General features: G+C 70.5%; 20 protein-coding genes. 18 read left to right on the plus strand and 2 right to left on the minus strand.

The window, feature by feature from the left end:
• Window positions 1-87 precede the first annotated feature (87 nt).
• The 8 genes from LR948_RS14910 to LR948_RS14945 all read left to right on the plus strand — a co-directional run bounded on the left by LR948_RS14910 (window position 88) and on the right by LR948_RS14945 (window position 8,772).
• Window positions 88-1,254: an acyl-CoA dehydrogenase family protein gene (locus LR948_RS14910; protein ID WP_232754876.1), complete on the plus strand. Its 1,167-nt coding sequence runs from the start codon at window positions 88-90 to the stop codon at window positions 1,252-1,254.
• A 2-nt stretch (window positions 1,255-1,256) separates the two neighbouring features.
• Window positions 1,257-1,688 (plus strand): PaaI family thioesterase, encoded by a 432-nt coding sequence (locus LR948_RS14915; RefSeq protein WP_232754877.1) that lies wholly within the window; start codon window positions 1,257-1,259, stop codon window positions 1,686-1,688.
• Window positions 1,689-2,043: 355 nt separating this feature from the next.
• A complete protein-coding gene (locus LR948_RS14920; RefSeq protein ID WP_232754878.1) occupies window positions 2,044-2,424 on the plus strand; it encodes a Zn-ribbon domain-containing OB-fold protein in 381 nt (126 codons plus the stop codon).
• The gene (locus LR948_RS14925; protein ID WP_232754879.1) at window positions 2,421-3,581 is read left to right on the plus strand and encodes a thiolase; all 1,161 of its coding nucleotides are present in this window, start codon (window positions 2,421-2,423) and stop codon (window positions 3,579-3,581) included. The genes LR948_RS14920 and LR948_RS14925 overlap by 4 nt, the downstream gene beginning before the upstream one ends.
• Entirely contained in the window at window positions 3,578-5,674 is a 2,097-nt protein-coding gene (locus tag LR948_RS14930; protein ID WP_232754880.1) for an acetate--CoA ligase family protein, read from the plus strand. The genes LR948_RS14925 and LR948_RS14930 overlap by 4 nt, the downstream gene beginning before the upstream one ends.
• A gap of 1 nt (window position 5,675) precedes the next feature.
• Window positions 5,676-6,542, plus strand: a complete 867-nt coding sequence (locus LR948_RS14935; protein WP_232754881.1) for a MaoC/PaaZ C-terminal domain-containing protein — start codon at window positions 5,676-5,678, stop codon at window positions 6,540-6,542.
• On the plus strand, window positions 6,539-7,300 hold the full coding sequence (locus tag LR948_RS14940) for an enoyl-CoA hydratase/isomerase family protein (RefSeq protein WP_232754882.1): 762 nt from the start codon (window positions 6,539-6,541) through the stop codon (window positions 7,298-7,300). The genes LR948_RS14935 and LR948_RS14940 overlap by 4 nt, the downstream gene beginning before the upstream one ends.
• A 17-nt stretch (window positions 7,301-7,317) precedes the next feature.
• Window positions 7,318-8,772 carry a hypothetical protein gene (locus LR948_RS14945; protein ID WP_232754883.1) on the plus strand — a complete coding sequence of 485 codons (1,455 nt, stop codon included), beginning with the start codon at window positions 7,318-7,320 and terminating at the stop codon, window positions 8,770-8,772.
• Here LR948_RS14945 and LR948_RS14950 read toward each other — a convergent pair.
• Together LR948_RS14950 and LR948_RS14955 are read right to left on the minus strand one after the other, a co-directional pair.
• Window positions 8,750-9,928, minus strand: a complete 1,179-nt coding sequence (locus LR948_RS14950) for a CaiB/BaiF CoA-transferase family protein (protein ID WP_232754884.1) — start codon at window positions 9,926-9,928, stop codon at window positions 8,750-8,752. The two genes, LR948_RS14945 and LR948_RS14950, sit on opposite strands and share 23 nt — an antisense overlap.
• Before the next feature lie 149 nt (window positions 9,929-10,077).
• Complete coding sequence (locus LR948_RS14955) at window positions 10,078-11,004, minus strand: LysR family transcriptional regulator (RefSeq protein ID WP_232754885.1); 927 nt, start codon at window positions 11,002-11,004, stop codon at window positions 10,078-10,080.
• Window positions 11,005-11,183: 179 nt separating this feature from the next.
• Between LR948_RS14955 and LR948_RS14960 the strand changes: the two genes are divergently transcribed.
• From LR948_RS14960 to LR948_RS15005, 10 genes are all read left to right on the plus strand, one after another.
• On the plus strand, window positions 11,184-12,311 hold the full coding sequence (locus LR948_RS14960) for a TAXI family TRAP transporter solute-binding subunit (protein ID WP_232754886.1): 1,128 nt from the start codon (window positions 11,184-11,186) through the stop codon (window positions 12,309-12,311).
• Between the two features lie 75 nt (window positions 12,312-12,386).
• Window positions 12,387-14,363: a TRAP transporter fused permease subunit gene (locus LR948_RS14965; RefSeq protein WP_232754887.1), complete on the plus strand. Its 1,977-nt coding sequence runs from the start codon at window positions 12,387-12,389 to the stop codon at window positions 14,361-14,363.
• An 11-nt stretch (window positions 14,364-14,374) separates the two neighbouring features.
• On the plus strand, window positions 14,375-15,040 hold the full coding sequence (locus LR948_RS14970) for a 3-oxoacid CoA-transferase subunit A (RefSeq protein ID WP_232754888.1): 666 nt from the start codon (window positions 14,375-14,377) through the stop codon (window positions 15,038-15,040).
• Complete coding sequence (locus LR948_RS14975) at window positions 15,037-15,723, plus strand: 3-oxoacid CoA-transferase subunit B (protein WP_232754889.1); 687 nt, start codon at window positions 15,037-15,039, stop codon at window positions 15,721-15,723. Before LR948_RS14970 ends, LR948_RS14975 begins: the two co-directional genes overlap by 4 nt.
• Before the next feature lie 96 nt (window positions 15,724-15,819).
• The gene (locus LR948_RS14980) at window positions 15,820-16,983 is read left to right on the plus strand and encodes an acyl-CoA dehydrogenase family protein (protein ID WP_232754890.1); all 1,164 of its coding nucleotides are present in this window, start codon (window positions 15,820-15,822) and stop codon (window positions 16,981-16,983) included.
• Between the two features lie 7 nt (window positions 16,984-16,990).
• Window positions 16,991-17,815: a CoA ester lyase gene (locus LR948_RS14985; protein ID WP_232754891.1), complete on the plus strand. Its 825-nt coding sequence runs from the start codon at window positions 16,991-16,993 to the stop codon at window positions 17,813-17,815.
• Window positions 17,812-18,660, plus strand: a complete 849-nt coding sequence (locus LR948_RS14990; RefSeq protein WP_232754892.1) for a MaoC family dehydratase N-terminal domain-containing protein — start codon at window positions 17,812-17,814, stop codon at window positions 18,658-18,660. The genes LR948_RS14985 and LR948_RS14990 overlap by 4 nt, the downstream gene beginning before the upstream one ends.
• The gene (locus LR948_RS14995) at window positions 18,657-19,628 is read left to right on the plus strand and encodes a nitronate monooxygenase family protein (protein ID WP_232754893.1); all 972 of its coding nucleotides are present in this window, start codon (window positions 18,657-18,659) and stop codon (window positions 19,626-19,628) included. Before LR948_RS14990 ends, LR948_RS14995 begins: the two co-directional genes overlap by 4 nt.
• 17 nt (window positions 19,629-19,645) lie before the next feature.
• Window positions 19,646-21,367, plus strand: a complete 1,722-nt coding sequence (locus LR948_RS15000; RefSeq protein WP_232754894.1) for an acyl-CoA dehydrogenase family protein — start codon at window positions 19,646-19,648, stop codon at window positions 21,365-21,367.
• On the plus strand, window positions 21,364-22,668 hold the full coding sequence (locus tag LR948_RS15005) for an MmgE/PrpD family protein (protein WP_232754895.1): 1,305 nt from the start codon (window positions 21,364-21,366) through the stop codon (window positions 22,666-22,668). Before LR948_RS15000 ends, LR948_RS15005 begins: the two co-directional genes overlap by 4 nt.
• Window positions 22,669-23,128: the final 460 nt, after the last annotated feature.

A 23,128-nucleotide genomic window follows, 5' to 3' on the forward strand; every position in this document is an offset into this window, starting at 1 on the left:
TATTTTCCTTGCGAAATTGCATTCAATATACAGAATGGCACCGAGCGCACAAGTGGCGGTCGCCCCGCCGGACAAGGGAGAGGTTTCATGGCGAAGGATGTGGATGCGGATGTCTTCGGGCAGCTCGTCGCGACGGTGGAGCGGTTCGTCCGCGAGCGGCTGATCCCGGCCGAACGGAAGGTCGAGGAGGACGCCGAGGTGCCCGCCGAGATCGTCGCCGAGATGCGCGAGATGGGGCTTTTCGGCCTGTCGACGCCCGAGGCCTACGGCGGCATCGGCCTCTCGGCCTCCCAGGAGGCGCGCATCGTCGAGGCGCTTTGTTACGCCTCGCTGTCCTTCCGCTCGCTGCTCGGCACCAATGTCGGCATCGGCGCGCAGGGCATCGTCATGGATGGCACCGACGCGCAGAAGGACCGCTGGCTGCCGGGCATCGCCTCGGGCGAGACGGTGGCCTCTTTCGCGCTGACCGAACCGGACAACGGCTCGGACGCCGCGGGCATCCGCACCGCCGCGCGCCGCGACGGCTCGGACTTCGTGATCAACGGCACCAAGCGCTACATCACCAACGCGGTCTATGCGGGCGTCTTCACGGTCTTCGCCCGCACCGATCCCGAGAGCCGGGACGCGAGCGGCGTCTCGGCCTTCCTGGTGCCCGCCGACACTCCCGGCATCACCGTCGCCACCCCCGACCGCAAGATGGGCCAGCGCGGCACCAAGACCTCGGACGTGATCTTCGAGGACGTCCGCGTGCCCGAAAGCGCGATCATCGGCGGGCCCGACAAGCTCAACAAGGGGTTCCGCACCGCGATGAAGGTGCTCGACCGGGGCCGCATCCACGTCGGCGCCATGGCCGTGGGGCAGGGGCAGCGGATGCTCGACATCGCCACCGACTACGCGCTCGAGCGCAAGCAGTTCGGCAAGCCGATCGGCGAGCACCAGCTGGTGCAGGGTCTCCTGGCCGACTGCCAGGCCGACCTGCAGGCCGCCCGCGCGCTGGTGCGCGCCACCGCCGAGACCTTCGACCGCGAGGGCAAGGCGATCCTCGAGGCCTCCTGCACCAAGTATTTCTGCACCGAGGCCGCCGGGCGCATCGCCGACCGCGCGCTGCAGGTGCATGGCGGCGCGGGCTACATGTCGGAATACGATATCGAGCGCTTCTACCGCGACGTGCGGCTCCTGCGGATCTACGAGGGCACCTCGCAGATCCAGCAGCTGATCATCGCGCGCCGGACCCTCGCGGACCGGGCGGCCTGAGCATGGAGGGAGCCCCCGAGGACGATGCCCCGCGCGGGCCCGCCGACCTGCCGCCGCAGTCCGAGTTCGCCAAGCTCGCCGGGATCCGGCTGGTGGAGGCGACGCTCGACCGGGTGATCTGCGAGATGGAGGTGACGCCGCAGCTGACCAACCGCAACGGCGTGCTGCACGGCGGGGCGATGATGACCCTGGCCGACAACGCCGCGGGCAGCGTGGCCTTCATCAATATCCCCGCCTCGAAGTCGAACACCACGGTGGAGGCCAAGACCAACTTCCTGCGCGGCGTGAAGGTCGGCGACACGGTGCGCGCCACCTGCACCGCGCTGCACCGGGGGCGGACCACCATGGTCCTGCAGGTCGTGATGACCCGGGGCGACGGCAAGCAGGCGGCGGTGACCACGCAGACGCATCTGATCCTCGACTGGAACGGCTGAGGCGCGGGGCAGGGCCGTCCGCGCTGCCCGGCTTTGGAGAGAGGCGCGGCGCCATGGGCTGAGAGTGCCGCGAAGGGGAGACCCATAGGGCGGCGCTAAGACAGCCGGGGGAAGCACAGCGCCAAGAGGGGGAGATCCACGGCGGCGCGCTGAGACCACCGGGAAAGCGCGCCAAGAGGAGGGCTGACCGGCAGAGGGCTCGGATAGTGGGAGCGGAGACGCAGAGGAGGAGACGCCACCCCGCCACCGCTCTGCCCCCCGCACAGCCCCAAGGCCCCGCGCCGCCCACCACATTCTGCCCGGCCCGCCGGCCGGGGACACGAGACGAACCGAAACCAAGGGAGAGAGACACGCGATGACCGCGCCCGAGACCGGGGCATCCGGCCCCGAAGCCACCTACAACGCCTTCCTCGCCGAGGGCCGCTTCATGATCCAGCACGCGCCGAGCACCGGCGAATACGTCTTCTATCCCCGGGTGGTCACGCCCGAGGGCGCCACCGACCTTGAATGGGTCGAGGCCAAGGGGACGGGCACGCTCTATGCGATCACCGTCAACCGCTCGCGCCAGGGCGCCTACAACGTCGCGCTGGTCGAACTCGACGAGGGCGTGCGCATGATGTCGACCCTGCCCGGCGTCGAGACCGCCGAGATCGGCACCCGCCTCACCGCCCGCATCGAAGAGGCCGAGGCCGGCCCGCGGGTGGTCTTCGACATCGCGGAAGGAGGTGCGGCATGAGCGCGAATGGCAAGGATCTGCGCGGCAAATCCGCGATCGTGGGCATGGCGACCGCCGGCATGGGCGAGGCGCATGGCTTCTCCGCCATGGAGCTTCTGGGCCAGGCCGCCGTGGGCGCGCTGAAGGACGCCGGGCTGGGCCTCAAGGACGTCGACGGCGTCTTTGCGGCGACCTCCTCGCATGCCTTCCCGACCATGAGCGTGGTGGAATACCTCGGGCTGCGGCCGCGCTTCTTCGACGGCACCAATGTCGGCGGCTCGAGCTTCGAGATGCATCTGCTGCAGGCGACCATGGCGCTCGAGGCCGGGCTCTGCGACGTGGCGCTGGTCTGCTACGGCTCGAACCAGCGCACCGCGGGCGGCAAGCTTGTCTCCATGTCCGAGCCGCAGTGGCACGAGACGCCCTACAAGCCGCGCCACCCGATCACCGCCTATGGTCTCGCGGCGAGCCGGCACATGGCGGAATACGGCACCACCCGCGGGGATCTCGCCGATGTGGCGCTGGCGGCGCGGGACTGGGCGAACCTCAACCCCGAGGCTTTCGCGCGCGGGCCCCTGACCAAGGAGGAGGTGCTCGACGCGCGGATGATCTCGGACCCGCTGACCAAGGCCGACTGCTGCCTGGTCACCGATGGTGCCGCCGCGGTGGTGCTGACCCGCGCCGACCGCGCCAAGGACCACCACGAGAGGCCCGCCTATGTGATGGGTGTGGGCGCCGCGAACTATCACCGCTCCATCGTGGAGATGCCGGACCTCGCGACCACCGCCGCCGTGGACAGCGGCAACCGCGCCTTCGAGATGGCCGGGGTCAGCCGCGCCGACATGGACGTGGTGATGCTCTATGACGCCTTCACCATCAACACGATCCTCTTCCTCGAGGACCTGGGTTTCTGCCCCAAGGGCGAGGGCGGGCGCTTCGTGCAGGACGGCCGCATCGCGCCGGGTGGCGAGCTGGCGGTGAACACCAATGGCGGCGGGCTCTCCTGCGTGCATCCCGGCATGTACGGGCTCTTCCTGATCGCCGAGGCGGTGACCCAGCTGCGCGGCGCGGGTGGCGACCGGCAGGTGGCCGACGCGACGCTGGCGCTCTGTCACGGCAACGGCGGGACGCTCTCGAGCCAGTGCACCGCGATCCTCGGGACGGAGGCCGCGCTGTGACCTCGCTTCCCGACATCGACGGGCTGCTCGCGCCCCGGAGCGTGGCGATCATCGGCGCCTCCGACGACCCGACCCGCATCGGCGGACGGCCCATCGCGGCGATGCTGCGCTCGGGTTACGCCGGAAAGATCCTGCCGGTGAACCCCAAGCGCGAGAGCGTGCAGGGCATTCCCTGCTTCGCCTCGGTCGCCGATCTGCCCGAGGCACCGGATGCCGCGCTGATCGCCGTGCCCGCCAAGCTGGTGCCCGAGACGATCACCGCGCTGGGCGCCAAGGGCTGCAAGGCCGCGACGCTCTTCTCGGCGGGTTTCGCCGAGACCGGCGAGGACGGCGAGGCGGCGCAGCGCGACCTTCTGGAACTCGCCCGCGCCCAGGGCGTGCGGCTTCTGGGGCCCAACACGCTGGGCGTCTACAACGTCGACCTGGGCTATTACGGCACCTTCTCCTCCTCGCTCGACACCGGCCACCCGCGGCCCGGCAACATCGGCATCGCCAGCCAGTCCGGCGCCTTCGGGGCGCATCTCGGCGCGCTGGCGCGGGACCGGGGGCTCGGCTCCTCGATCCTGATGACCACCGGCAACGAGGCCGACATCTCGGTCGCCGAGGCGATCCGCTGGATGGCCGAGAGCGACACCACCGAGGTGATCTGCGCCTACATGGAGGCGATCAACGACGCGCCGGCCTTCCTCTCCGCGCTCGACGCGGCGCGGGACGCGGGCAAGCCGGTCTTCGCGCTGAAGGCCGGGCGCTCGGCGGTGGGGGCGCGGGCGGCGGCCTCGCATACCGCCTCGCTGACCGGCGACGCGGCGGTGGCCGACGCGGTGCTCGAGGATCACGGCGCCATCGTGGTGCGCGACCCCGAGACCATGATGGATTACGCCTATGTCGCCTCGAAGAAGGTCTTTCCCGACCGCCATTCGCTGGGGGTGATCACCATCTCGGGCGGCGCGGGCATCGTGATCTCGGACGAGGCCGAGCGCATCGATTTCCCCATGCCCGCCGTGCCCGCGCCGACGCAGGCGCGGTTGAAGGAGGTGCTGCCCTATGCCTCGCCCGCCAATCCGCTCGATTGCACGGCGCAGGCGCTGAACGATCCGACGCTGCTCGAGACCTTCACCCGGGCGGCGCTGGAAGAGGGCGGCTACGGCGCGATCCTGAGCTTCCTGACCTATGTCGCGGGCAGCCCGGCGCTCTGTGACACGATCCTGGCCGCCACGAAGACCCTGCGCGAGGCATACCCTGACCGCATCATCGCCTTCTGCGCGCTGGGCGACCCGGAGGTGCTGCGCCGCTACGACGAGGCGGGCATCCTGGTCTTCGAGGACCCCTGCCGCGCGGCCCGGGCGCTCGACATGGCCTGCCGCCTCGGCGCGGCCCGCGCAGAACCCCGGCGCGCGCTGCCGGAGCCGGCCAAGGTCACGCTGCCCGCGCGCACCCCGAACGAGGCCGAGGCGCAGCGCCTTCTGGGCGAGGCGGGCCTTCCCGCCGCCCCGCAGGAGGCCGTGAGCGATCCCGAAGCAGCCGTCGCGGCGGCTGAGGCCATGGGCTACCCGGTGGTGATGAAGGTGCTCTCGCCCGACATCCTGCACAAATCCGACATCGGCGCGGTGAAGCTGAACCTCTCCGACGCAGGCGCCGTCCGCGCCGCCTATGCCGAGATCGCCGAGGCCGTGGCACAGAGGGCGCCCGAGGCGCGGATCGAGGGCACGCTGGTGGCCAGGCAGCTCTCGGGCGGGGTGGAATGCCTCATGGGCATCAGCCGCGACCCGACCTTCGGGCCGGTGGCGGTCTTCGGGCTGGGCGGCATCTACGTCGAGATCCTGAACGACGTGGCGCTGAAGCCCTGTCCCTTCGACGAGGCGACCGCGCGCGAGATGATCCTCTCGATCCGGGGCGCGGAGATCCTGACCGGCGCACGCGGGCAGGGGGCGGTCGACATTCCCGCGCTGGCGCGGATGCTCTCGGACCTGTCGCGCTTTGCGGCGGGCGCGGGCGAGCGGCTGACCTCGATCGACCTCAACCCCGTCGTCGCCATGCCCGAGGGTCAGGGCGCATACGCGCTCGATGCCGTAATCGAGATCGAGGAGGGCTGAGATGGCGATCGACTACGACCACCTGATGAACTTCGACATTCCCGAGGTGCGGCAGGGCTACGGCCCCCGCGACTGGGCGCTCTACGCGCTCTCGGTGGGCATGGGGCAGGACCCGATGGACCGCGCGCAGCTGGCCTATGCGGGCGCGCTCTCGGACGACGCCAGGGTCATGCCGGCGCTCGTCAACGTGCTGGGCCACCCGGGCTTCTGGCTCAGCGATCCGGCCACCGGCGTCGACGCGCTGAAGCTGGTGCACGGCGAGCAGGGCATGACGATCCACGCCGATCTGCCCGAGGCCGCGACGGTGATCGGCAAGACCCGGGTGACCGGACTGGTCGACAAGGGCGAGGGCAAGGGCGCGCTGCTCTACTACGAGAAGACCCTGCACGACGAGGCGACCGGCACCCATCTGGCCACCTGCCGGGGCACCACCTTCCTGCGCGGTGACGGTGGCTTCGGCGGGCCCGAGGGGCCGGTGAAGAAACCGCATGTGTTGCCGGACACCCCGCCCGACCATGTCTTCGAGACCCCGACCCGGCCCGAGCAGGCGCTCCTCTACCGCTGGAACGCCGACCCGAACCCGCTGCACCTCGACCCCGCCGTGGCCGAGAAGGCGGGCTTCGAGCGGCCGATCCTGCACGGGCTCGCGACCTTCGGCGCGGCGGCGCACGCGCTTCTGGCGGTGCTCTGCGGCTACGACGCGCGGCGCTTCGGCAGCATGGACGCCCGCTTCACCGCGCATGTCTTCCCCGGCGAGACGCTGCGCACGGAAATCTGGACCGACGGCTCTTTCCGCACCATCGCGGTCGAACGCGACAAGCAGGTGATCGGCAACGGGCTGTTCCAACCCCGACAGGAGACGAGATGAGCCTGAAGATCACCACCGAGGAGGCCGGCATCCGCGTCCTCACCCTGAGCGACCCCGACCGCCGCAACCCGCTGGGCCACGCGGTCCGCATCGAGCTGGCCCGCGCCCTGGCCGAGGCCGAGGGCGACGCCGCGGTGCGGGGTGTCGTGCTGACCGGCGCGGGCGGGCATTTCTGCGTCGGCGGCGACATCCGCGACCAGGGTGAGCGCAGCGCCGCCGAACACCGCGAACGCTTCGCGGTGATCAAGGACATGGTCGGCCGCATGGTGCGGTTCTCCAAGCCCCTGGCCGCGGCGGTCGAGGGCTGGGCCGCGGGTGGCGGCATGGCCCTGGCCATGGCCTGCCCGCATGTTGTCGCGAGCCGTGAGGCGCGCTTCGTCGCGAGCTTCACCAAGATCGGGCTGATCCCCGACATGGGGCTTCTCGCGACCCTGCCGGCGCGCATCGGCGCCGCCCGCGCGCGGCGGCTGATCCTGAACAACCGCGCCGTGACCGCCGAGGAGGCCGAGCGCCTCGGCATGGTCGAGGAGCTGGCCGAGCCGGGCGCCGCGCTTGACGCCGCGCTGGCCCAGGTCCGCGCCGAGGCCGAGGCCGCCCCCCTGCCGCGCCACTACGTGATCGACTGGTTCGCCCGCGAGGTGGACGCCGCGCTCGACTACGAGCGGCAGGTGCAGCCCGATCTTCTGAACAGCGCCGATGCCGCCGAGGGCCGCGCCGCCTTCTTCGAGAAGCGCAAGCCCGCCTTCACGGGCCGCTGAGGCCGGAAAGGAGCCATATGACCGACAGCACGGCTGCGCGCGCGGCGGACCGCCCGGGGCCCGAGGTGAGGCACCGGGGCCTGCGCGCGGGTCTCATGGGCCTGGTGATCGCCACGGCGATCCTGCTGGTCTTCGTGGATGCGCTCTGGCTCGACGCGCTGGGGGCGGTGGCGCTGGCGGGTTTCCTGGTGCTGGGCTGGCGGCAGTTCAGCGTCGGCACCTGGGTGCCGCTGATCCTGTCGCTCGGGGCGCTGGTCACGGCGCTCCTGCGCGAGGTGCCGACCGAGGTGCTGATCGCCGCGGTCGAGCGGATGATCTTCCTCGCCGCGCTGATCGCGGTCCTGAACGCGCTGCGCTCGGCGGCGCTGATCGCCCCCGAGGTGGCGCGGGCGGGCGCCTTCCTGACCGGCCAGCCGGCCTCGCGGCGCTATATCTCGCTGGTCCTCGGCGGGCATCTTTTCGGGGTGCTGATCAACTTCGGCGGGCTGGCGCTCCTGCTCGACCTGACCAAGCGCTCGATGGAGAGCGCCGCCACCCGCGCGCTGCCCGAGGAGATCCGCGAGGTGAAGCTGCGGCGCATGTCGCTGGCGGTGGTGCGCGGCTTCGGGCTCATTTCGCTCTGGTCGCCGCTGGGCTTTGCCACCAATGCGCTGCTGATCACCCTGCCGGGGCTCGACTACCTCGAGTTCGGGCCCATCGGCTTTGCCATGTCCTTCGTCTTCGTGGGCATCGGCTGGCTCTTCGACCGTTTCGCCGGGCGGCGCTACCGCAACCTGCCGCTGCCGCGCCCGAGCCCACCCGAGGGCGCCTGGCGCGGGGCGGCGCTGCTGGTGGGCCATGTGCTTGTGGTGGGCGGCTCGGTCTTCCTGCTGCACGCGCTTTCGCCCGTGACCTTCCAGGAATCGCTGATCCTGGTGGTGCCGAGCTACGCGCTGATCTGGGCCGCGGCCTCGGGGCTGCGCACCGGCGGCGGTGCGCTTGGCGGCGCGCGGGCGGCGATCCGGGACTACCGCGGGCGGCTGCCGCTCATGGGGGCCGAGGTCGGGGTCTTCGCCTCGGCGGGCTTCCTGCCGGTCCTGCTGCTGGCGCTGATCCCCACCGAGGCCATCCAGGCGCAGGTGGCGCTCCTGGGGCTCGGCGCGGTGCCGATCGCCATGATGGTCTCGGTCGGCATCCTGGTCTTCGCGCTGATCGGCATCAATCCGATCGTCTCGACCTCGGTCCTGGGCTCCATGGCGCTGCAGCTCGAGGTCGCGGGGCTCGGGCCCCAGGCCATCGCGCTGGCGGCCATCGGCGGCTGGACCGCGGTGATCGGGCTCTCGCCCTTCATCACCACGATCATCCTCGCCTCGACCATCGTCGGCCGCTCGGTCTGGCGGGTGGGGCCGGGCTGGAACGGCGCCTACTGCGCGACGATCCTCGTCGTCTGGCTGGTCTTCATGGCGGTGCTCATGGGGTCCGGGCTTGTCTGAGGGGCGGGCCATCCATCGCATCGGCTGCGGGGGCGAACTCGGCGCGGATCGCTGCGCCGTGCTGGTCCAGCGCGGGGCTTTCGCCCGCCTCCAGCCGCCGCGCCCCGTCGACCAGCGCCGGCGGCGCGGGCAGGGGGATGCGCGCGCCGCCCGGCACGCCGACCTCGGCGGTGGTGGTCTGCGGATGCGCGATCAGCCCGTCGAGGTCGTTGACCCGCGCGAAGGCGATGTTGCTTTCCATGAGCCGCTCGGTGATCCGCGCCACCTCGAGCCCCGCGAAGACCTGCGCCACGGCGGCATCGACCTCGGAGCGATGCGCGACACGGGCGGTGTTGGTGGCCATCTCGGGGGCCTCGATCAACTCGGACCGGGCCAGCACCTCGCGGGCGAAGATCGCCCATTCGCGGTCGTTTTGGATCGAGATCAAGACCGGCACGCCATCGGCGCTGTCGAAGACGCCGTAGGGCGAGATCGAGGGATGCGCGAGCCCGATGCGCTTCGGCGGCTTGCCCGCGGCGGCGTGCAGATAGGGCACCGCCAGCCAGTCGGCGATGACGTCGAACATGGAGATATGGATGTCGCAGCCGCGCCCGGTCACGCCGCGCTGGATCAGGCTTTCAAGGATCGCCGACTGCGCCGCCGCGCCGGTGGCGATGTCGACCATGGAGATGCCGACGCGGGCCGGGGCCTCGGGGCCGCCGGTGATGCTCGAGAGGCCCGACTCGGCCTGGATCAGCAGGTCATAGGCCTTGCGCTGCGCGTAAGGGCCGGTCTCGCCGTAGCCGCTGATCCCGCAGGTGATGAGCCTTGGGTTGCGCTGGCGCAGGACCTCGGGGCCCAGCCCCTTGCGGGCCAGCGCGCCGGGCTTGAGGTTCTGCACGAAGACATCGGCGCGGTCGGTCAGCGCCAGAAGCAGCGCGCGGTCTTCCTCCTGTCCGAGGTCCAGCGCGAGCGATTCCTTGCCCCGGTTGAGCCAGACGAAATAGCTGCTCTCGCCGCCCGCGACGCCATCGTAGCCCCGGGCGAAATCGCCCTCGGGCCGTTCGACCTTGATCACCCGCGCGCCGGCATCGGCCAGCCGCGAGGTGCAATAGGGTGCGGCGACGGCCTGTTCGATCGAGACGACCAGGAGGCCCTCGAGTGGTCTGCCTGACATGATATCCTCCCTTCGCGGGGCCTGACCGGCCCCCTTGAAGGGCACGCTAGCGCGCCGCCTGTCATGCCGCAAAGGCTATGGCGGTATTTCAGTCATGCTTTTGTGGCATGTCACGCAGAGGGCGCGCCGGCGTCGGACCAGGCGCGCGCCTACATGGTGGTTCCCGGCCAGGCGCCCGAGGTCGAGAGCCGGTGCACCTCGGAAATCAGGAAGTCCGAAAAGCCCGAGGTCAGCCGCGAGGTCGGCCGGTTTAGCGGGCTCATCAGGATCAGCGTGCGGTCGATCGGACGGCGCACGATGGGCCGCGCGATCAGCCGCCCCGAGGCCACCTGTTCGTTGACCGACATGAGCGGCAGGATGGTCGATCCGAGCCCGCGATCGACGAAGGCCAGCATGGTCGGCAGGATGTCGATCTCGAGCCGCACGTCGAGCGGAATGCCCTGGCTTTCCGAGATATGGTCGATGCGCTTGCGCAGCCCGTGTTCGGGGTTGGGCAGGATCAGGGGCAGGCTCAGCGCCTCTTCCGAGGTGATCGGCGTGCCGTCGGCCACGGCGCCTTCGCCGCCGCGCTGGATCAGGAAAAGCTGTTCGATAATAATGGCCTGGCTCTTGATGGCCGAGGATTTCTGGCCCTCGTAGGCGACCCCGAGGTCGATGGTCCCGCGCTGCAGCCAGTCCTGCACATGGCCCGAGAAGCCCGAGACGATGCGCAGCTTGACCTGCGGGTGGGTCTGCATGGTCCGCTCGATCAGATGGGTCGCCAGCACCTCGGCCACGGTGGGCGGCAGGCCCAGGGTCACGGTGCCCGAAAGGGTCTTCTGCGCGCCCGAGACATCGGTCGCGAGATCGTCGATATCCTCGAGGATCACCCGCGCGCGGGCGGCGAGCCTCAGGCCCTCTTCGGTGGGCATGACGCCCCGCCCGTGGCGGCGCAGGAGCGGCACCGCCAACGCCTCTTCCAGCGCCTTGACCTGGCGGCTGAGCGCGGGCTGGGCGATGTTCAACCGCTCGGCCGCGGCGGTGATGCTGCTCAGCTCGACGATCTGGATGAAGTTGCGAAGCTGCCGGATGTCCATGTCATGCCGTTTCGGTATCGCTGATATATTTATAATGCATTTGCAACATATGCGCCGACCCGACAGGCTCCCGTCAAGGGCAAACCCGCCCGGAGGCGCGATCCTCCGGAGACGGCCCGGCAGAGGAGGCCGGGCGCCGCGCGGGGGACCGGACCCTTGGACATTTGGGAGGAACTACCATGGTCTTCAGCAAGAAACTCGGCGTCGCCGCCGCGGCGCTCATGGCCTTCGCGGGCACCGCGCAGGCGCAGGAGCTGCCGGGCACGATGGTCTGGACAAGCTACGACGTCGGCTCGGCCGGCTACGCCGAAGCCTCGGCCATCGCCGACGCCTTCGGCAAGGAATACGGCACCCGCGTGCGCATCCAGCCCTCGGGCAGCGGCATCGGCCGCCTGCAGCCGCTCCTGCAGGGACGGGCGGATTACGCCTTCCTCGCCACCGAGGCCTTCTTCCTCGGCGAGGGCGCCTATGACTTCGCCACCCCCGACTGGGGCCCGCACCAGCTGCGCGCCGTGGCCGGCCGCCCGGCGGGCATCACGCTGATCGCCGCCGGCGACGCGGGCATCGAGACCGTCGAGGACGCGCGCGGCAAGCGCATCGCCTTCGTGGCGGGCAACCCCTCGGTCAACGTGAAATGCGAGGCCATCCTGGCCTTCGGCGGGCTGACGCTCGACGACGTCGAGGTGATCACCTTCCCGACCTACAGCGCCGCCATGTCTTCCATGACGCGCAACGAATCGGATGCGACCTGCACCACGCCGACCACCAGCCAGCTCTACGAACTGGCCGAAAGCCCGCGCGGCATCCACTACGCGCCGCTGCAGGCCGACAACGAGCAGGGCTGGGACCAGCTGCTCAAGGTGCTGCCGATCATGAGCCCCTCCGACGAGGACGTGGCCGCGGGCCTGGCCGAGGGCGAGACCGCCAAGATGGCCGCCTACCGCTACCCGGTGATCACCACCACCTCGGACAAGGGCGCGGACGAGGTCTATGCCTTCATCAAGGCGCTCGACGAGACCTTCGACATGTACAAGGACGGCACCGCCGCCATGTCGCGCTGGACGCTCGAACGCTCGGGCAAGCCCGCGATCGACATTCCCTTCCACGAGGGCGCCGTGCGCTACCTCGAGGAGATCGGCGTCTGGACCGAAGAGGATGAAGCCTGGAACCAGCAGCGGCAGGCGCGCATGGACGCGCTGACCGAGGCCTGGGACAGCTTCAAGGCCGAGAACGGCGAGCTCTCCGAGGAGGCCTTCGCCGAGGCCTGGATGGCGCGCCGCGGCGAGGTCCTGGCCTCCCTGAACTAAGCCGCCGCGCTTCTCTGCCCCCGGCGTTGCACCCGCGCCGGGGGCGTTTTGACACCTTCAGCCCAGGACCGTCCCATGAGTGCCGAGAGCGACCGCGACGGCGCCGAGAAGGCGCCCCTTGCAGCCCCCGGGCATCTTGCCGAGGCCCAAGACGACCACCCCCTGCCGGCGCGCCACCGCGCCCTGCGCATCGCGATCATGGTGCTGGGGGGGCTGGGCGTCCTTCTGGCGGTGAACCAGCAGTTCCTGCTGAACCTCTTCGGCTTCCAGCCGCTGGGCAACTCCTACCTTTATTACCTGATCGGGATCTTCCTCGCGACGGCCTTCCTGACGCTGCCGATCTCCACGGCGCTGACCGGAAAGCTGATCTGGCTGAACGTGATCCTGGCGCTCCTGGCGCTGGTCAGCGCGGGCTGGCTGGGCCACCACGGGCTCGACATCATCCAGAAGGGCTGGGAATACGACGCGCCGCTGACCGCCGACATCATGGCCTCGATCCTGATCGTGCTGGTCCTCGAGGGCGTGCGCCGCGCGGGCGGGCCGATCCTGCTGGCCACCGCGCTTCTCTTCGGGACCTTCCCGCTTTACGCGGGCCACATGCCGGGCTTTCTCTGGGGCACCCAGTTCGCCCCGATCGAGACCGTGCGCGCCCATGTCCTGGGCGTCGAGAGCATCATCGGCATCCCCATGCAGGTCGTGGCCGAACTGGTCATCGGCTTCGTGATCTTCGGCTCGGTCCTGGTCATCACCAAGGGCAGCGACTTCTTCATGGAGCTGGCCTCGGCGCTTCTGGGTCACAGCCGTGGCGGGCCCGCCAAGGTGGCGGTCATGGGCTCGGGCATCCTGGGCTCGCTCTCGGGCAGCGTGATCTCCAACATCCTGACCTCGGGGCCCTTCTCGATCCCGACCATGCGGCGGGTGGGCTATCCCGCCACCTATGCCGCCGCGATCGAGAGCTGCGCCTCCACCGGGGCCACGCTGATGCCGCCGGTCATGGGCACCGTGGCCTTCGTCATGGCCTCGTTCCTGGGCGTGCAATATTCCACCATCGTCATCGCGGCGATCATCCCGGCGCTGCTGTTCTACGCGGCGCTGCTTTTGCAGGTGGACATGTTCGCCGCCCGCCGCGGGCTGCACGGCCTGCCGAAAAGCGAGACCCCCGACATCTGGCCGGTCTTGAAGCGCGGCTGGCCTTACCTTCTGTCGCTGGGCGTCTTGATCTTCGTGCTCATGGGCCTGCGGCTCGAGGCGCGCTCGCCCTATTACGCCTCGCTGGTGATGCTGGTGGCGACCGCCTTCAACCGCGAGACCCGGCTGACGCTCTCCCGCGCCAAGGAGCTGGTCTTCGACGTGGCCAAGAACGTCTCGAACCTGGTGGCGGTGCTCTGCGGCATCGGCCTGGTGGTGGGCGGACTGTCCTACACCGGGGTCGCCGGGGCCTTCTCGCGCGAGCTTCTGCTTTATGCCGGCGGCAACACCGCGCTGATGCTGATCGCGGGCGCGGTGACGAGCTTCGTCCTCGGCATGGGGATGACGGTCACCGCCTGTTACATCTTCCTGTCGATCCTGCTCGCGCCGGCGCTGGTGCAGGCCGGGCTGAACCCGATCGCCAGCCACCTGTTCATTCTCTACTGGGGCATGCTCAGCTACATCACTCCGCCGGTGGCGCTGGCCGCGATCACGGCGGCGAATGTGGCTGGCTCGAAGCCCATGCAGACGGGCTTCACCTCGATGCGGCTCGGCCTGCCGCTCTTCGTGCTGCCCTTCATCTTCGTCTACGACCCGGCGCTGATCATGGTCGGCGACTGGCTCTCCATCGCCGAGCGCGTCGGGATCACGCTGGTCGCGCTCTGGGCGGTGACCTCGGCCTTCGAGAGCTGGATCTACAAGGTCGGCCGCATCGACTTGCTGAGCCGGGTGGTCTTCGGCGCGGGCGGTCTGCTGATCATCGTGCCGGAACTGCTGACCAGCCTGATCGGGGCCGGGCTGCTGGTCGCGGTCATCGCCATCAATCTCATGGTGCAGCGCCGCGGGCGCGACGCCGAGGCCTAAGGGAGGTTTCTTTGGACAAGAGGGTAGGGGATCTGGCCACCGCGGTGGCGCCCATCACCGACGGGGCATCGATCATGATCGGGGGGTTCGGCTCCTCGGGCATTCCCTTCGGGCTGATCGACGCGCTGCTCGAGCAGGGGGCCAGCGGGCTCACCGTGATCTCGAACAACGCCGGCGCCGGGGAGACCGGCATCGCCAAGCTCCTGAAGGCGGGGCGGGTGGCGCGGGTCGTCTGCTCCTACCCGCGCTCGCCGGGCTCGATCTGGTTCGAAAAGCGCTACGAGGCGGGCGAGATCGACCTCGAGGTGGTGCCCCAGGGCACGCTGGCCGAACGCATCCGCGCCGCGGGCGCGGGCATCGGCGGCTTCCTGACGCCCACCGGCTACGGCACGCGGCTCGCCGAGGGCAAGGAAACCCGCGAGATCGAGGGTAGGGGCTACGTCATGGAGATGCCGCTCGCGGCGGATTTCGCGCTGGTCCGCGCCGAGGCGGGCGACCGCTGGGGCAACCTCAGCTTCCACGCCACCGCGCGGAACTTCAATCCGGTCATGGCCATGGCCGCCGATCACGCCATCGCCGAGGTGCGGCAGGTGGCGACCGGGGCGCTCGATCCCGAAAGCGTCGTCACCCCCGGCATCTTCGTCGATTGCGTCGTCGAATACGGAGCGCGCCCATGACCCAGAGCCAGACCCAGACCAAACCGCAAGCCGCGGGCGCCGACGGGCTGACCCGGCTGAGCGACGCCCAGCTGGCGGCCCGCGTGGCCCAGGACATCCCCGATGGCTCCTACGTGAACCTCGGGATCGGCAAGCCCACCCATGTGGCGGGCTATGTGCCCGAGGGCCGCGAGGTGATCTACCACTCCGAGAACGGCATCATCGGCGTCGGCCCGACCCCGCCCGAGGGCGAGGAAGACCTCGAGCTGATCGACGCCAGCAAGCGCTATGTCACCGCTGCCCCCGGCGCGGCCTATTTCGACCACCCCGACAGCTTTGCCATGATGCGCGGCGGCCATATCGATATCGCCGTCCTCGGCGCCTACCAGGTGGCCGAAAGTGGCGACATCGCCAACTGGGCGACGCTGGACGAGAAGTTCCCGCCCGCCGTCGGCGGCGCCATGGACCTTGTCGCGGGGGTGAAGACCATCCTCGTGATGATGCGCCACGTGAACAAGGACGGCAGCCCGAAGCTCCTGGAACGCTGCACCTACCCGCTGACCGGGCTGGGCGTGGTGAGCCGCGTCTACACCGACCTCGCGGTCCTCGACGTCACCCCCGAGGGCTTCCGCCTGGTCGAGCTGACCCCCGGCAACGACCTGGAGGCGGTGCAGGCGCTGACCGGCGCCAAGATTCTGACCTGAGACCGGAGCGGGCCCCGCCCGCCGCCCCGGCGCAATTTCGCGCCGCGGCGGGCGGGCCCCCCATGCTCCTGGCCAACGACGAAGGACGACGAGACCGTGAAGACCAGTGCCCCCGATACCCATGACGACCTCCGCGACGCGCTGCGCGCGCTCTGCGCCGAGTTCCCGGCGGAATACCACCGCAAGCACGGCGCCGCCGAGACCTACCCCGAGGAGTTCATCGAGGCCCTGACCAAGGCAGGCTGGCTCGCCGCGATGATCCCCGAGGAATACGGCGGCTCGGGGCTGGGGCTGACCGAAGCCTCGATCGTCATGGAAGAGATCAACCGCTGCGGCGGCAACGCCGGGCATTGCCACGGCCAGATGTACAACATGGGCACGCTCCTGCGCCACGGCTCGGAGGCGCAGAAGCAGCGCTACCTGCCGAAGATCGCCTCGGGCGAGCTGCGGCTGCAGTCCATGGCGGTGACCGAGCCCACCACCGGCACCGACACGACCAAGCTGAAGACCACCGCGCAGCGCAAGGGCGACCGCTACGTCGTCAACGGCCAGAAGGTCTGGATCAGCCGGGTGCAGCATTCCGACCTGATGATCCTTCTGGCGCGCACCACGCCGCTGGCCGAGGTGAACCGCAAGTCCGAGGGGCTGTCGGTCTTCCTGGTCGAGCTCGACCAGGTCATCGGCAAGGGCATGGAGGTCAAGCCGATCCCCAACATGGTCGGCCATGAGACCAACGAGCTGTTCTTCGACGACCTCGAGATCCCCGCCGAGACGCTGATCGGCGAAGAGGGCAAGGGCTTCCGCTACATCCTCGACGGGCTCAACGCCGAACGCTCGCTGATCGCGGCGGAATGCATCGGGGACGGCTACTGGTTCGTCGAGAAGGCGGCGCAATACGCCGGTGAGCGGCAGGTCTTCGGCCGGCCCATCGGGCAGAACCAGGGCATCCAGTTCCCGATCTCGCGGGCCTTCGTGAACCTCGAGGCGGCGAACCTGATGCGCTTCGAGGCCTGCCGCCGCTTCGACGCGCATGAGCCCTCGGGCGCCCAGGCCAACATGGCCAAGCTCCTGGCCGCCGATGCCTCCTGGGAGGCGGCCAATGCCACGATCCAGACCTTCGGCGGCTTCGGCTTCGCCGAGGAATACGACATCGAGCGGAAGTTCCGCGAGACGCGGCTCTATCAGGTGGCGCCGATTTCGACCAACCTGATCCTGTCGTATGTGGCCGAGCACATCCTCGGCATGCCGCGCAGTTTCTGAGGGGCCGATGGACGCAATCAAGGATTCTTTCGCCACGCTGAGCTTCCCGCTCTTCGTGCCCGCCGACCGGCCCGAGCGCTTCGCCAAGGCCTGCGCGGCGGGCAGCGACAGCGTGATCATCGACCTCGAGGACGCGGTCGCCTCGGACCTCAAGACCTCGGTGCGGCGCATCCCGCGCGACGCGCTGCCCGCCGACCGGCAGGTGACGCTGATGCTGCGGGTCAATGCGCCGGGCACCGAGTGGTATCGCGACGACGTGGCCTTCGCCCGCGCCATCGGCTTCGACGCCGTGGTGCTGCCCAAGGCCGAAAGCGCCCAGCAGATCGCCGAGCTGCGCGCCGCACTCGATCCCGGGCAGAAGGTGCTCGGGCTGATCGAGACGGTGCGCGGGGTGGCACGGATGACCGAGCTGGCCGAGGCCGCCGACCGTCTGGCCTTCGGCTCGATCGACCTGGCCGCCGACCTCGGCTGCGAGAACACCCAGACCGCCTTCCTGCCGATCCGCAGCCAGATCGTGCAGGCCGCGCGGCTGGCCGGGCGGCCGGCGCCTCTGGACGGGGTGACCACCGCCACCCGCGACCCCGAGGTGATCGCCGGAGACGCACGCCACAGCCACGAGATGGGCTTCGGCGGCAAGCTCCTGATCCATCCGGTGCAGATCGAGCCGGCCCGCGCCGCCTTCCGGCCCGCACCCGAGACCGTGGACTGGGCCGAGCGCGTGGTCGCGGCCTCGGTGCATGGCGGGGCGGGGCTGGTCGACGGCGCGATGATCGACGCGCCGGTCCTGAAACAGGCGCGCCGCATCCTCGACCGGGCGAGGGCCCTGGCATGAGCGCGCTCGACGATCTCGACATTCCCGCGCTCGAAGCCTGGATCGGTCGCGAGGAGGTGATGACCGACATCCTCACCCCGGCGCTGGTCTCGCGCTTCGGCGCGACCTTCGGCGACTGGGTGATGACCCCCGACGAGGGTGTCGCGCCGGGGCTGCACTGGTGCATCGCCCAGCCCGCGGTGGATCACGCAGGCCTCGGCCCCGACGGCCACCCCAAGCGTGGCGGCTTCCTGCCGCCGGTGCCCTTCCAGAACCGCATGTGGGCGGGCGGCGAGGTCACCTTCCGCGCCCCCCTGCGCGCCGGCGACGAGGTTACCCGCAGCTCGCGGATCGAAAGCCTGAAGCCCAAGGAGGGCCGCTCGGGCCCGCTCGTGTTCGTGGCCGTCCGGCATCTCTATTCGGTCGCCGGCGAGACCGCGATCGAGGAGCGGCAGGACATCGTCTACCGCCCCGCCACCCGCAGCGACACGCCCAAGGGCGCGGGCGGCGACGGCCCTGCAAGCCCCGAGAGCTTCACCGGCGATCCGGTCACGCTTTTCCGTTACTCGGCGATGACCTTCAACGGCCACCGCATCCACTACGACTACCCTTACGTGACCGAGACTGAGGGCTACGCCGGGCTCGTGGTGCACGGCCCGATCCAGGGCACGCTCCTGATCAATGCCGCCGCCCGGGCCTTCGGGACAACCGGGCTGACGGTCGCCTACCGCGGCCTCGCGCCGCTGATCGCGGGCCAGCCGGTGACGCTCCACCGCGAGGGCGCGCGTTTCTGGCTCGAGAAGACCGACGGCACCGTGACCTTCGAGGCCCGCGCCACCTCCGAGACAGACAAAGGACAGGCATGACAGATCCCAACGCCATCGCCGCGCTCAAGTCCCGGCTTTCCCTGCCGCTCATCGGGGCGCCGATGTTCCTGGCCTCGGGCGTCGACCTCGTGGTCGCCCAGTGCTGCGCGGGGATCATCGGGACCTTCCCCTCGCTGAACGCCCGGCCCGCCGAAGAGCTCGACCGCTGGCTGACCGAGATCGAGCGCCGCCTCGCGGCCTTCGAGGCGGAGACCGGCAAGACCCCCGCGCCCTACGGCGTGAACCTCATCGTGAACGAGTACAACGAGCGGCTGGAGGGCGACCTCGAGACCTGCGTGCGCCACAAGGTGCCGCTGGTGATCACCTCGCTTTCGGCGCCCGACAAGGTGGTCGAGGCGGTGCATGGCTACGGCGGGCTGGTCTTCCACGACGTGATCAAGGCCCGCCACGCGCGCCGGGCGGCGAAATCCGGGGTCGACGGGCTGATCCTGGTGGCCGCGGGCGCGGGCGGCCACGCGGGCACGCTCAGCCCCTTTGCGCTCGTCGAGGAGGTGCGCGCCTTCTGGGACGGGCCGCTGGTCCTCTCGGGCGCGGTGGCCAACGGCCGCTCGGTCCTCGCCGCCGAGGTGCTGGGCTGCGATTTCGCCTATGCGGGCACGGTCTTCATCCCCTCGGCCGAGGCCATCGCGCCCGACCCCCACAAGGAGATGATCACCCGCGCCGAGGCCGATGCCATCGTCTACACGCCGCTCTTCTCGGGCACCCATGCCAACTACCTGGCCGAAAGCGTGAGCCTGGTGGGCGTCGACCCCGAGGAGGCCCGCCGCGCCGAGCCGCGCAAGATGAAGTCCAAGGACGACCCCGACCGGCCCAAGGCCTGGAAGGACGTCTTCTCGGCGGGCCAGGCGGTCGCCCAGTCGCGCGGCGTCGAACCCGCGGGCGAGATCGTGGACCGGCTGGCGCGCGAATACCGCGCGGCCCGCGCGGCGATCACCGGGACAAGCTGACAGCGAGGAGGGGCCCCATGGCCGGTGCGAGCGAGAACAACATCCCCGACAGCCGCGGCGTGAACGCCTATCGCGCCGATCCGGCGCTGGCGGCGCTGATCGAGGTCTACCTGCCGCGCGAGTTGCAGGCCCGGATCACCCCCGAGCTCGACCGCATGGGCGCGCTGGTGGGCGACAGGCTGGAGGAGCTGGCGCTCGTCGCTGATCACAATCCGCCGAGCCTGAAGCTCCGCAGCCGCACCGGGGCCCGCGCCGAGACGGTGGAGAAACACCCCGCCTACCGCGAGCTCGAGCGCTACGCCTTTTCGGAGTTCGGCCTGGCCGCCATGTCGCATCGCGCCGGCGTCTTCGGCGCCGAGGACAAGCTGTATCCGCTGGCGAAATACGCGCTGGTCTATCTCTTCGTGCAGGCCGAGTTCGGGCTGTGCTGCCCGCTCTCGATGACCGACAGCCTGACCCGGACGCTGGTGAAATTCGGCGATCCCGCGCTGGTCGCGCGCTACATCGACCGGCTGACCAGCCAGGACATGGAAAGCCTCTTCCAGGGGGCGATGTTCATGACCGAGCAGGCGGCGGGTTCGGACGTCGGCGCGATCGAGACCACCGCCCGGCCCGACGGCGAGGCCTGGCGGCTGACCGGCGACAAGTGGTTCTGCTCCAACCCCGACGCCGAACTGGCCATGGTCCTGGCCCGGCCCGAGGGGCAGGGGGCCGAGGGCACGCGCGGGCTCTCGCTGTTCCTGCTGCCCCGGCATCTGCCCGACGGCAGCCTGAACGCCTACCGGATCCTGCGGCTGAAGGACAAGATGGGCACGCGCTCCATGGCCTCGGGGGAGATCTCGCTCGAAGGCGCCACCGCCTATCTCGTCGGCGAGGCCGGGCAGGGCTTCAAGCAGATGACCGACATGATCAACATGTCGCGGCTCGCCAACGGCGTGCGCAGCGCGGGGCTCATGCGCCGCTCGGTCGCCGAGGCGCTGTTCATCGCGCGGCACCGCACGGCCTTCGGGCGGGCGCTGGTCGACATGCCGCTGATGCGGCGGCAGCTCGCCAAGATGCTGGTCACCGCCGAACAGGGCCGCAGCATGGTCTTCCACACCGCCCGCGCGCTGGCGGCCGCCGACGGCGGAGAGGCCACCATGGCCCGCGTGCTGCGCATCCTGACGCCCTTGGTGAAGTTCCGCACCTGCCGGGACGCCCGCAAGGTCGCGGGCGACGCCATGGAGGTGCGCGGCGGCTGCGGCTACATCGAGGAGTTCTCCGACGCCCGGGTCCTGCGCGACGCCCACCTTGGCTCGATCTGGGAGGGCACCTCGAACATCATCGCCCTCGACGTGGCCCGCGCGATCAAGCGCGAAGGCGCGCTGGAGGCGTTGACGGACTACCTGCGCGCGCTCCTTTCCGAGGCCGAACCGGCGCTGGCGGCGGAGCTGGAGGCGGCGCTGACCCGCGCCGCGGCGCTGGCCTCCGCGGTCGCCGAGGACGGCTCGGGCGGAGAGGCCCGCCGCGCGGCTTCGGCGCTCTATCACGTCGCCTCGGCGAGCTTCATGGCCTGGGAGGCGGCGCAGCTCTCCGGCCAGCCCGCCCAGGACCGCGCCGCGCTCGCGCGGCTGGTGCTGGCGCACCGGCTGACGCCCCGCGACCCGCTCGCCCCGCGCGAGGACGAAGACACCGCGCTGGCGGGGCTCCTGGCCCGCGCCGGCATCGACCCCGAAGACCAGGCCATGGCTGCAGAATGACATCACTTGCCCAGACCCTCGCCCGTTTCGCCACCGGCCCCGCGCCCCGGGACGAAGACCTCGCCCGGATCGTCACGCTGTCGCTCTTCGACTGGGCGGCGGTGGGGCTTGCGGGCCGCGACGAGCCGGTCGCCCGCGCGGCGCTGCGGCTCGCCGGCACCGAGCCCGGCGGCGCCACGCTCTTCGGCGGCGGCGGGGCCGCGCCCCGCGCCGCGGCGCTGGCCAATGGCGCGGTGAGCCATGCGCTCGACTACGACGACACGCATTTCGGCCATATCGGCCACCCGAGCGTCGCCGTCATGCCCGCGGCACTGGCTCTGGCCGAGACGCGCGGCGCCTCGGGCGGCGATCTGCTCGCGGCGCTGGGATACGGGCTCGAGACCGCCTGCCGCATCGGCGACTGGCTGGGCCGGGCGCATTACGAGGCGGGCTTCCACCAGACCGGCACCTCGGGCGCCTTCGGCGCGGCGGTGGCGGCGGGCCGGCTGATCGGGCTCGACGCGGCGGGCATGGAGGCGGCGCTTGCGCTGACCGCGACCCGCGCGGCGGGGCTGAAAAGCCAGTTCGGCACCATGGGCAAGCCACTGAATGCGGGCTTCGCCGCCGAGGTCGGCGTGACTTGCGCGCTCCTGGCCGAGGCCGGCGCGGGCTCTGCCGCCGCGGCGCTGGAAGGGCCGCAGGGCTTCGGGCCGACGCATGCGGGCGAGGCGCGGGACGCGGCCTTCGAGGATCTCGGCACGCGCTGGGTCTTCCCGGCGGTCTCCTACAAGTTCCACGCCTGCTGCCACGGGCTGCACGCCATGCTGGAGGCGCTGCGCGAGCTGACGCCGGGTCTGGAGACGGACACGGTCGAGGCGCTGGAGGTCACCACCCATCCGCGCTGGCTCAAGGTCTGCAACCAGCCTTCGCCCGAGACCGGGCTTGGCGCGAAGTTCAGCTACCGGGTCACCGCCGCCATGGCGCTGGCGGGCGTCGATACCGCGGCGCTCGAGAGCTATTCCGCCGAGACCTGCCAAAGGCCCGACATTCAGGCGCTGCGCGACCGGGTGCAGGTGCGGACCGACGAGGGCCTGAGCGACACCGAGGCGCATCTGCGCCTGCGGCTTTCGGACGGAGCGGAGAGGACCGCGCGGTACGACCTTCTGACCGACGCGCGCCCCGAGGAGACCGCGCCGCGGCTCCGCGCCAAGGCCGAGGCGCTTCTGGGCGCCGAGGGCGCCGGGGCGCTCTGGCAGGCGGTGGAGGATCTGCCCGGGGCGGGGGATGTCTCGGGGCTCGCCGCGCGCATGGGTGGGGGCTGACCGGGTCGCGCCCGAGTTTTTCTCGCTGAGGCAAGCGGTTACACGACAAACCTGATGTTGGCGGACTCGCCGTGGCGCGGCCCATCCGCCCGCGCGTAACGGAAACCACCATGACGTGTTCGCTAAGCAATTTACTCCGCGTCAATTTGCGCCGATAAAGACTGTGAGGGGGCACCGCCGGGTCATCAGGCCCGGCGCGGCGACCCTATTCATCAGGGTTGCGGTGGAATGCACACCGAGCTTGCGCATCGAGGGCCAGGCGGCCCGGGCGATTGGCCCGGGGCCGGGGGGCTTTGGCGCGTGTTTCGTGGGGGATTGCCTGGGGCTGAGCGGCTCTGGCCCGCGTGTCGGGGGCTTGGGCGCGAGGCTGAGGGGGCTTTGGAAGGTGTCCGGCGGCTTCGGCACGAGGCTGAGACATCGCCGCGCAAGACCCTTGGGCGGTGTCGCACCCCCAAGTCTT

The organism is Roseivivax sp. GX 12232 (genome assembly GCF_021272185.1).
In the GTDB taxonomy this organism is placed as follows: Bacteria; Pseudomonadota; Alphaproteobacteria; order Rhodobacterales; family Rhodobacteraceae; genus Roseivivax.

Coding starts and splice junctions, on each gene's coding strand:
- LR948_RS14910 (WP_232754876.1), top strand. CDS start 88: ATGGCGAAGGATGTGGATGCGGATGTCTTCGGGCAGCTCGTCGCGACG.
- LR948_RS14935 (WP_232754881.1), top strand. CDS start 5,676: ATGGCGATCGACTACGACCACCTGATGAACTTCGACATTCCCGAGGTG.
- LR948_RS14940 (WP_232754882.1), top strand. CDS start 6,539: ATGAGCCTGAAGATCACCACCGAGGAGGCCGGCATCCGCGTCCTCACC.
- LR948_RS14975 (WP_232754889.1), top strand. CDS start 15,037: ATGACCCAGAGCCAGACCCAGACCAAACCGCAAGCCGCGGGCGCCGAC.
- LR948_RS14925 (WP_232754879.1), top strand. CDS start 2,421: ATGAGCGCGAATGGCAAGGATCTGCGCGGCAAATCCGCGATCGTGGGC.
- LR948_RS14990 (WP_232754892.1), top strand. CDS start 17,812: ATGAGCGCGCTCGACGATCTCGACATTCCCGCGCTCGAAGCCTGGATC.
- LR948_RS14945 (WP_232754883.1), top strand. CDS start 7,318: ATGACCGACAGCACGGCTGCGCGCGCGGCGGACCGCCCGGGGCCCGAG.
- LR948_RS14985 (WP_232754891.1), top strand. CDS start 16,991: ATGGACGCAATCAAGGATTCTTTCGCCACGCTGAGCTTCCCGCTCTTC.
- LR948_RS15000 (WP_232754894.1), top strand. CDS start 19,646: ATGGCCGGTGCGAGCGAGAACAACATCCCCGACAGCCGCGGCGTGAAC.
- LR948_RS15005 (WP_232754895.1), top strand. CDS start 21,364: ATGACATCACTTGCCCAGACCCTCGCCCGTTTCGCCACCGGCCCCGCG.
- LR948_RS14950 (WP_232754884.1), bottom strand. CDS start 9,928: ATGTCAGGCAGACCACTCGAGGGCCTCCTGGTCGTCTCGATCGAACAG.
- LR948_RS14920 (WP_232754878.1), top strand. CDS start 2,044: ATGACCGCGCCCGAGACCGGGGCATCCGGCCCCGAAGCCACCTACAAC.
- LR948_RS14915 (WP_232754877.1), top strand. CDS start 1,257: ATGGAGGGAGCCCCCGAGGACGATGCCCCGCGCGGGCCCGCCGACCTG.
- LR948_RS14995 (WP_232754893.1), top strand. CDS start 18,657: ATGACAGATCCCAACGCCATCGCCGCGCTCAAGTCCCGGCTTTCCCTG.
- LR948_RS14965 (WP_232754887.1), top strand. CDS start 12,387: ATGAGTGCCGAGAGCGACCGCGACGGCGCCGAGAAGGCGCCCCTTGCA.
- LR948_RS14955 (WP_232754885.1), bottom strand. CDS start 11,004: ATGGACATCCGGCAGCTTCGCAACTTCATCCAGATCGTCGAGCTGAGC.
- LR948_RS14960 (WP_232754886.1), top strand. CDS start 11,184: ATGGTCTTCAGCAAGAAACTCGGCGTCGCCGCCGCGGCGCTCATGGCC.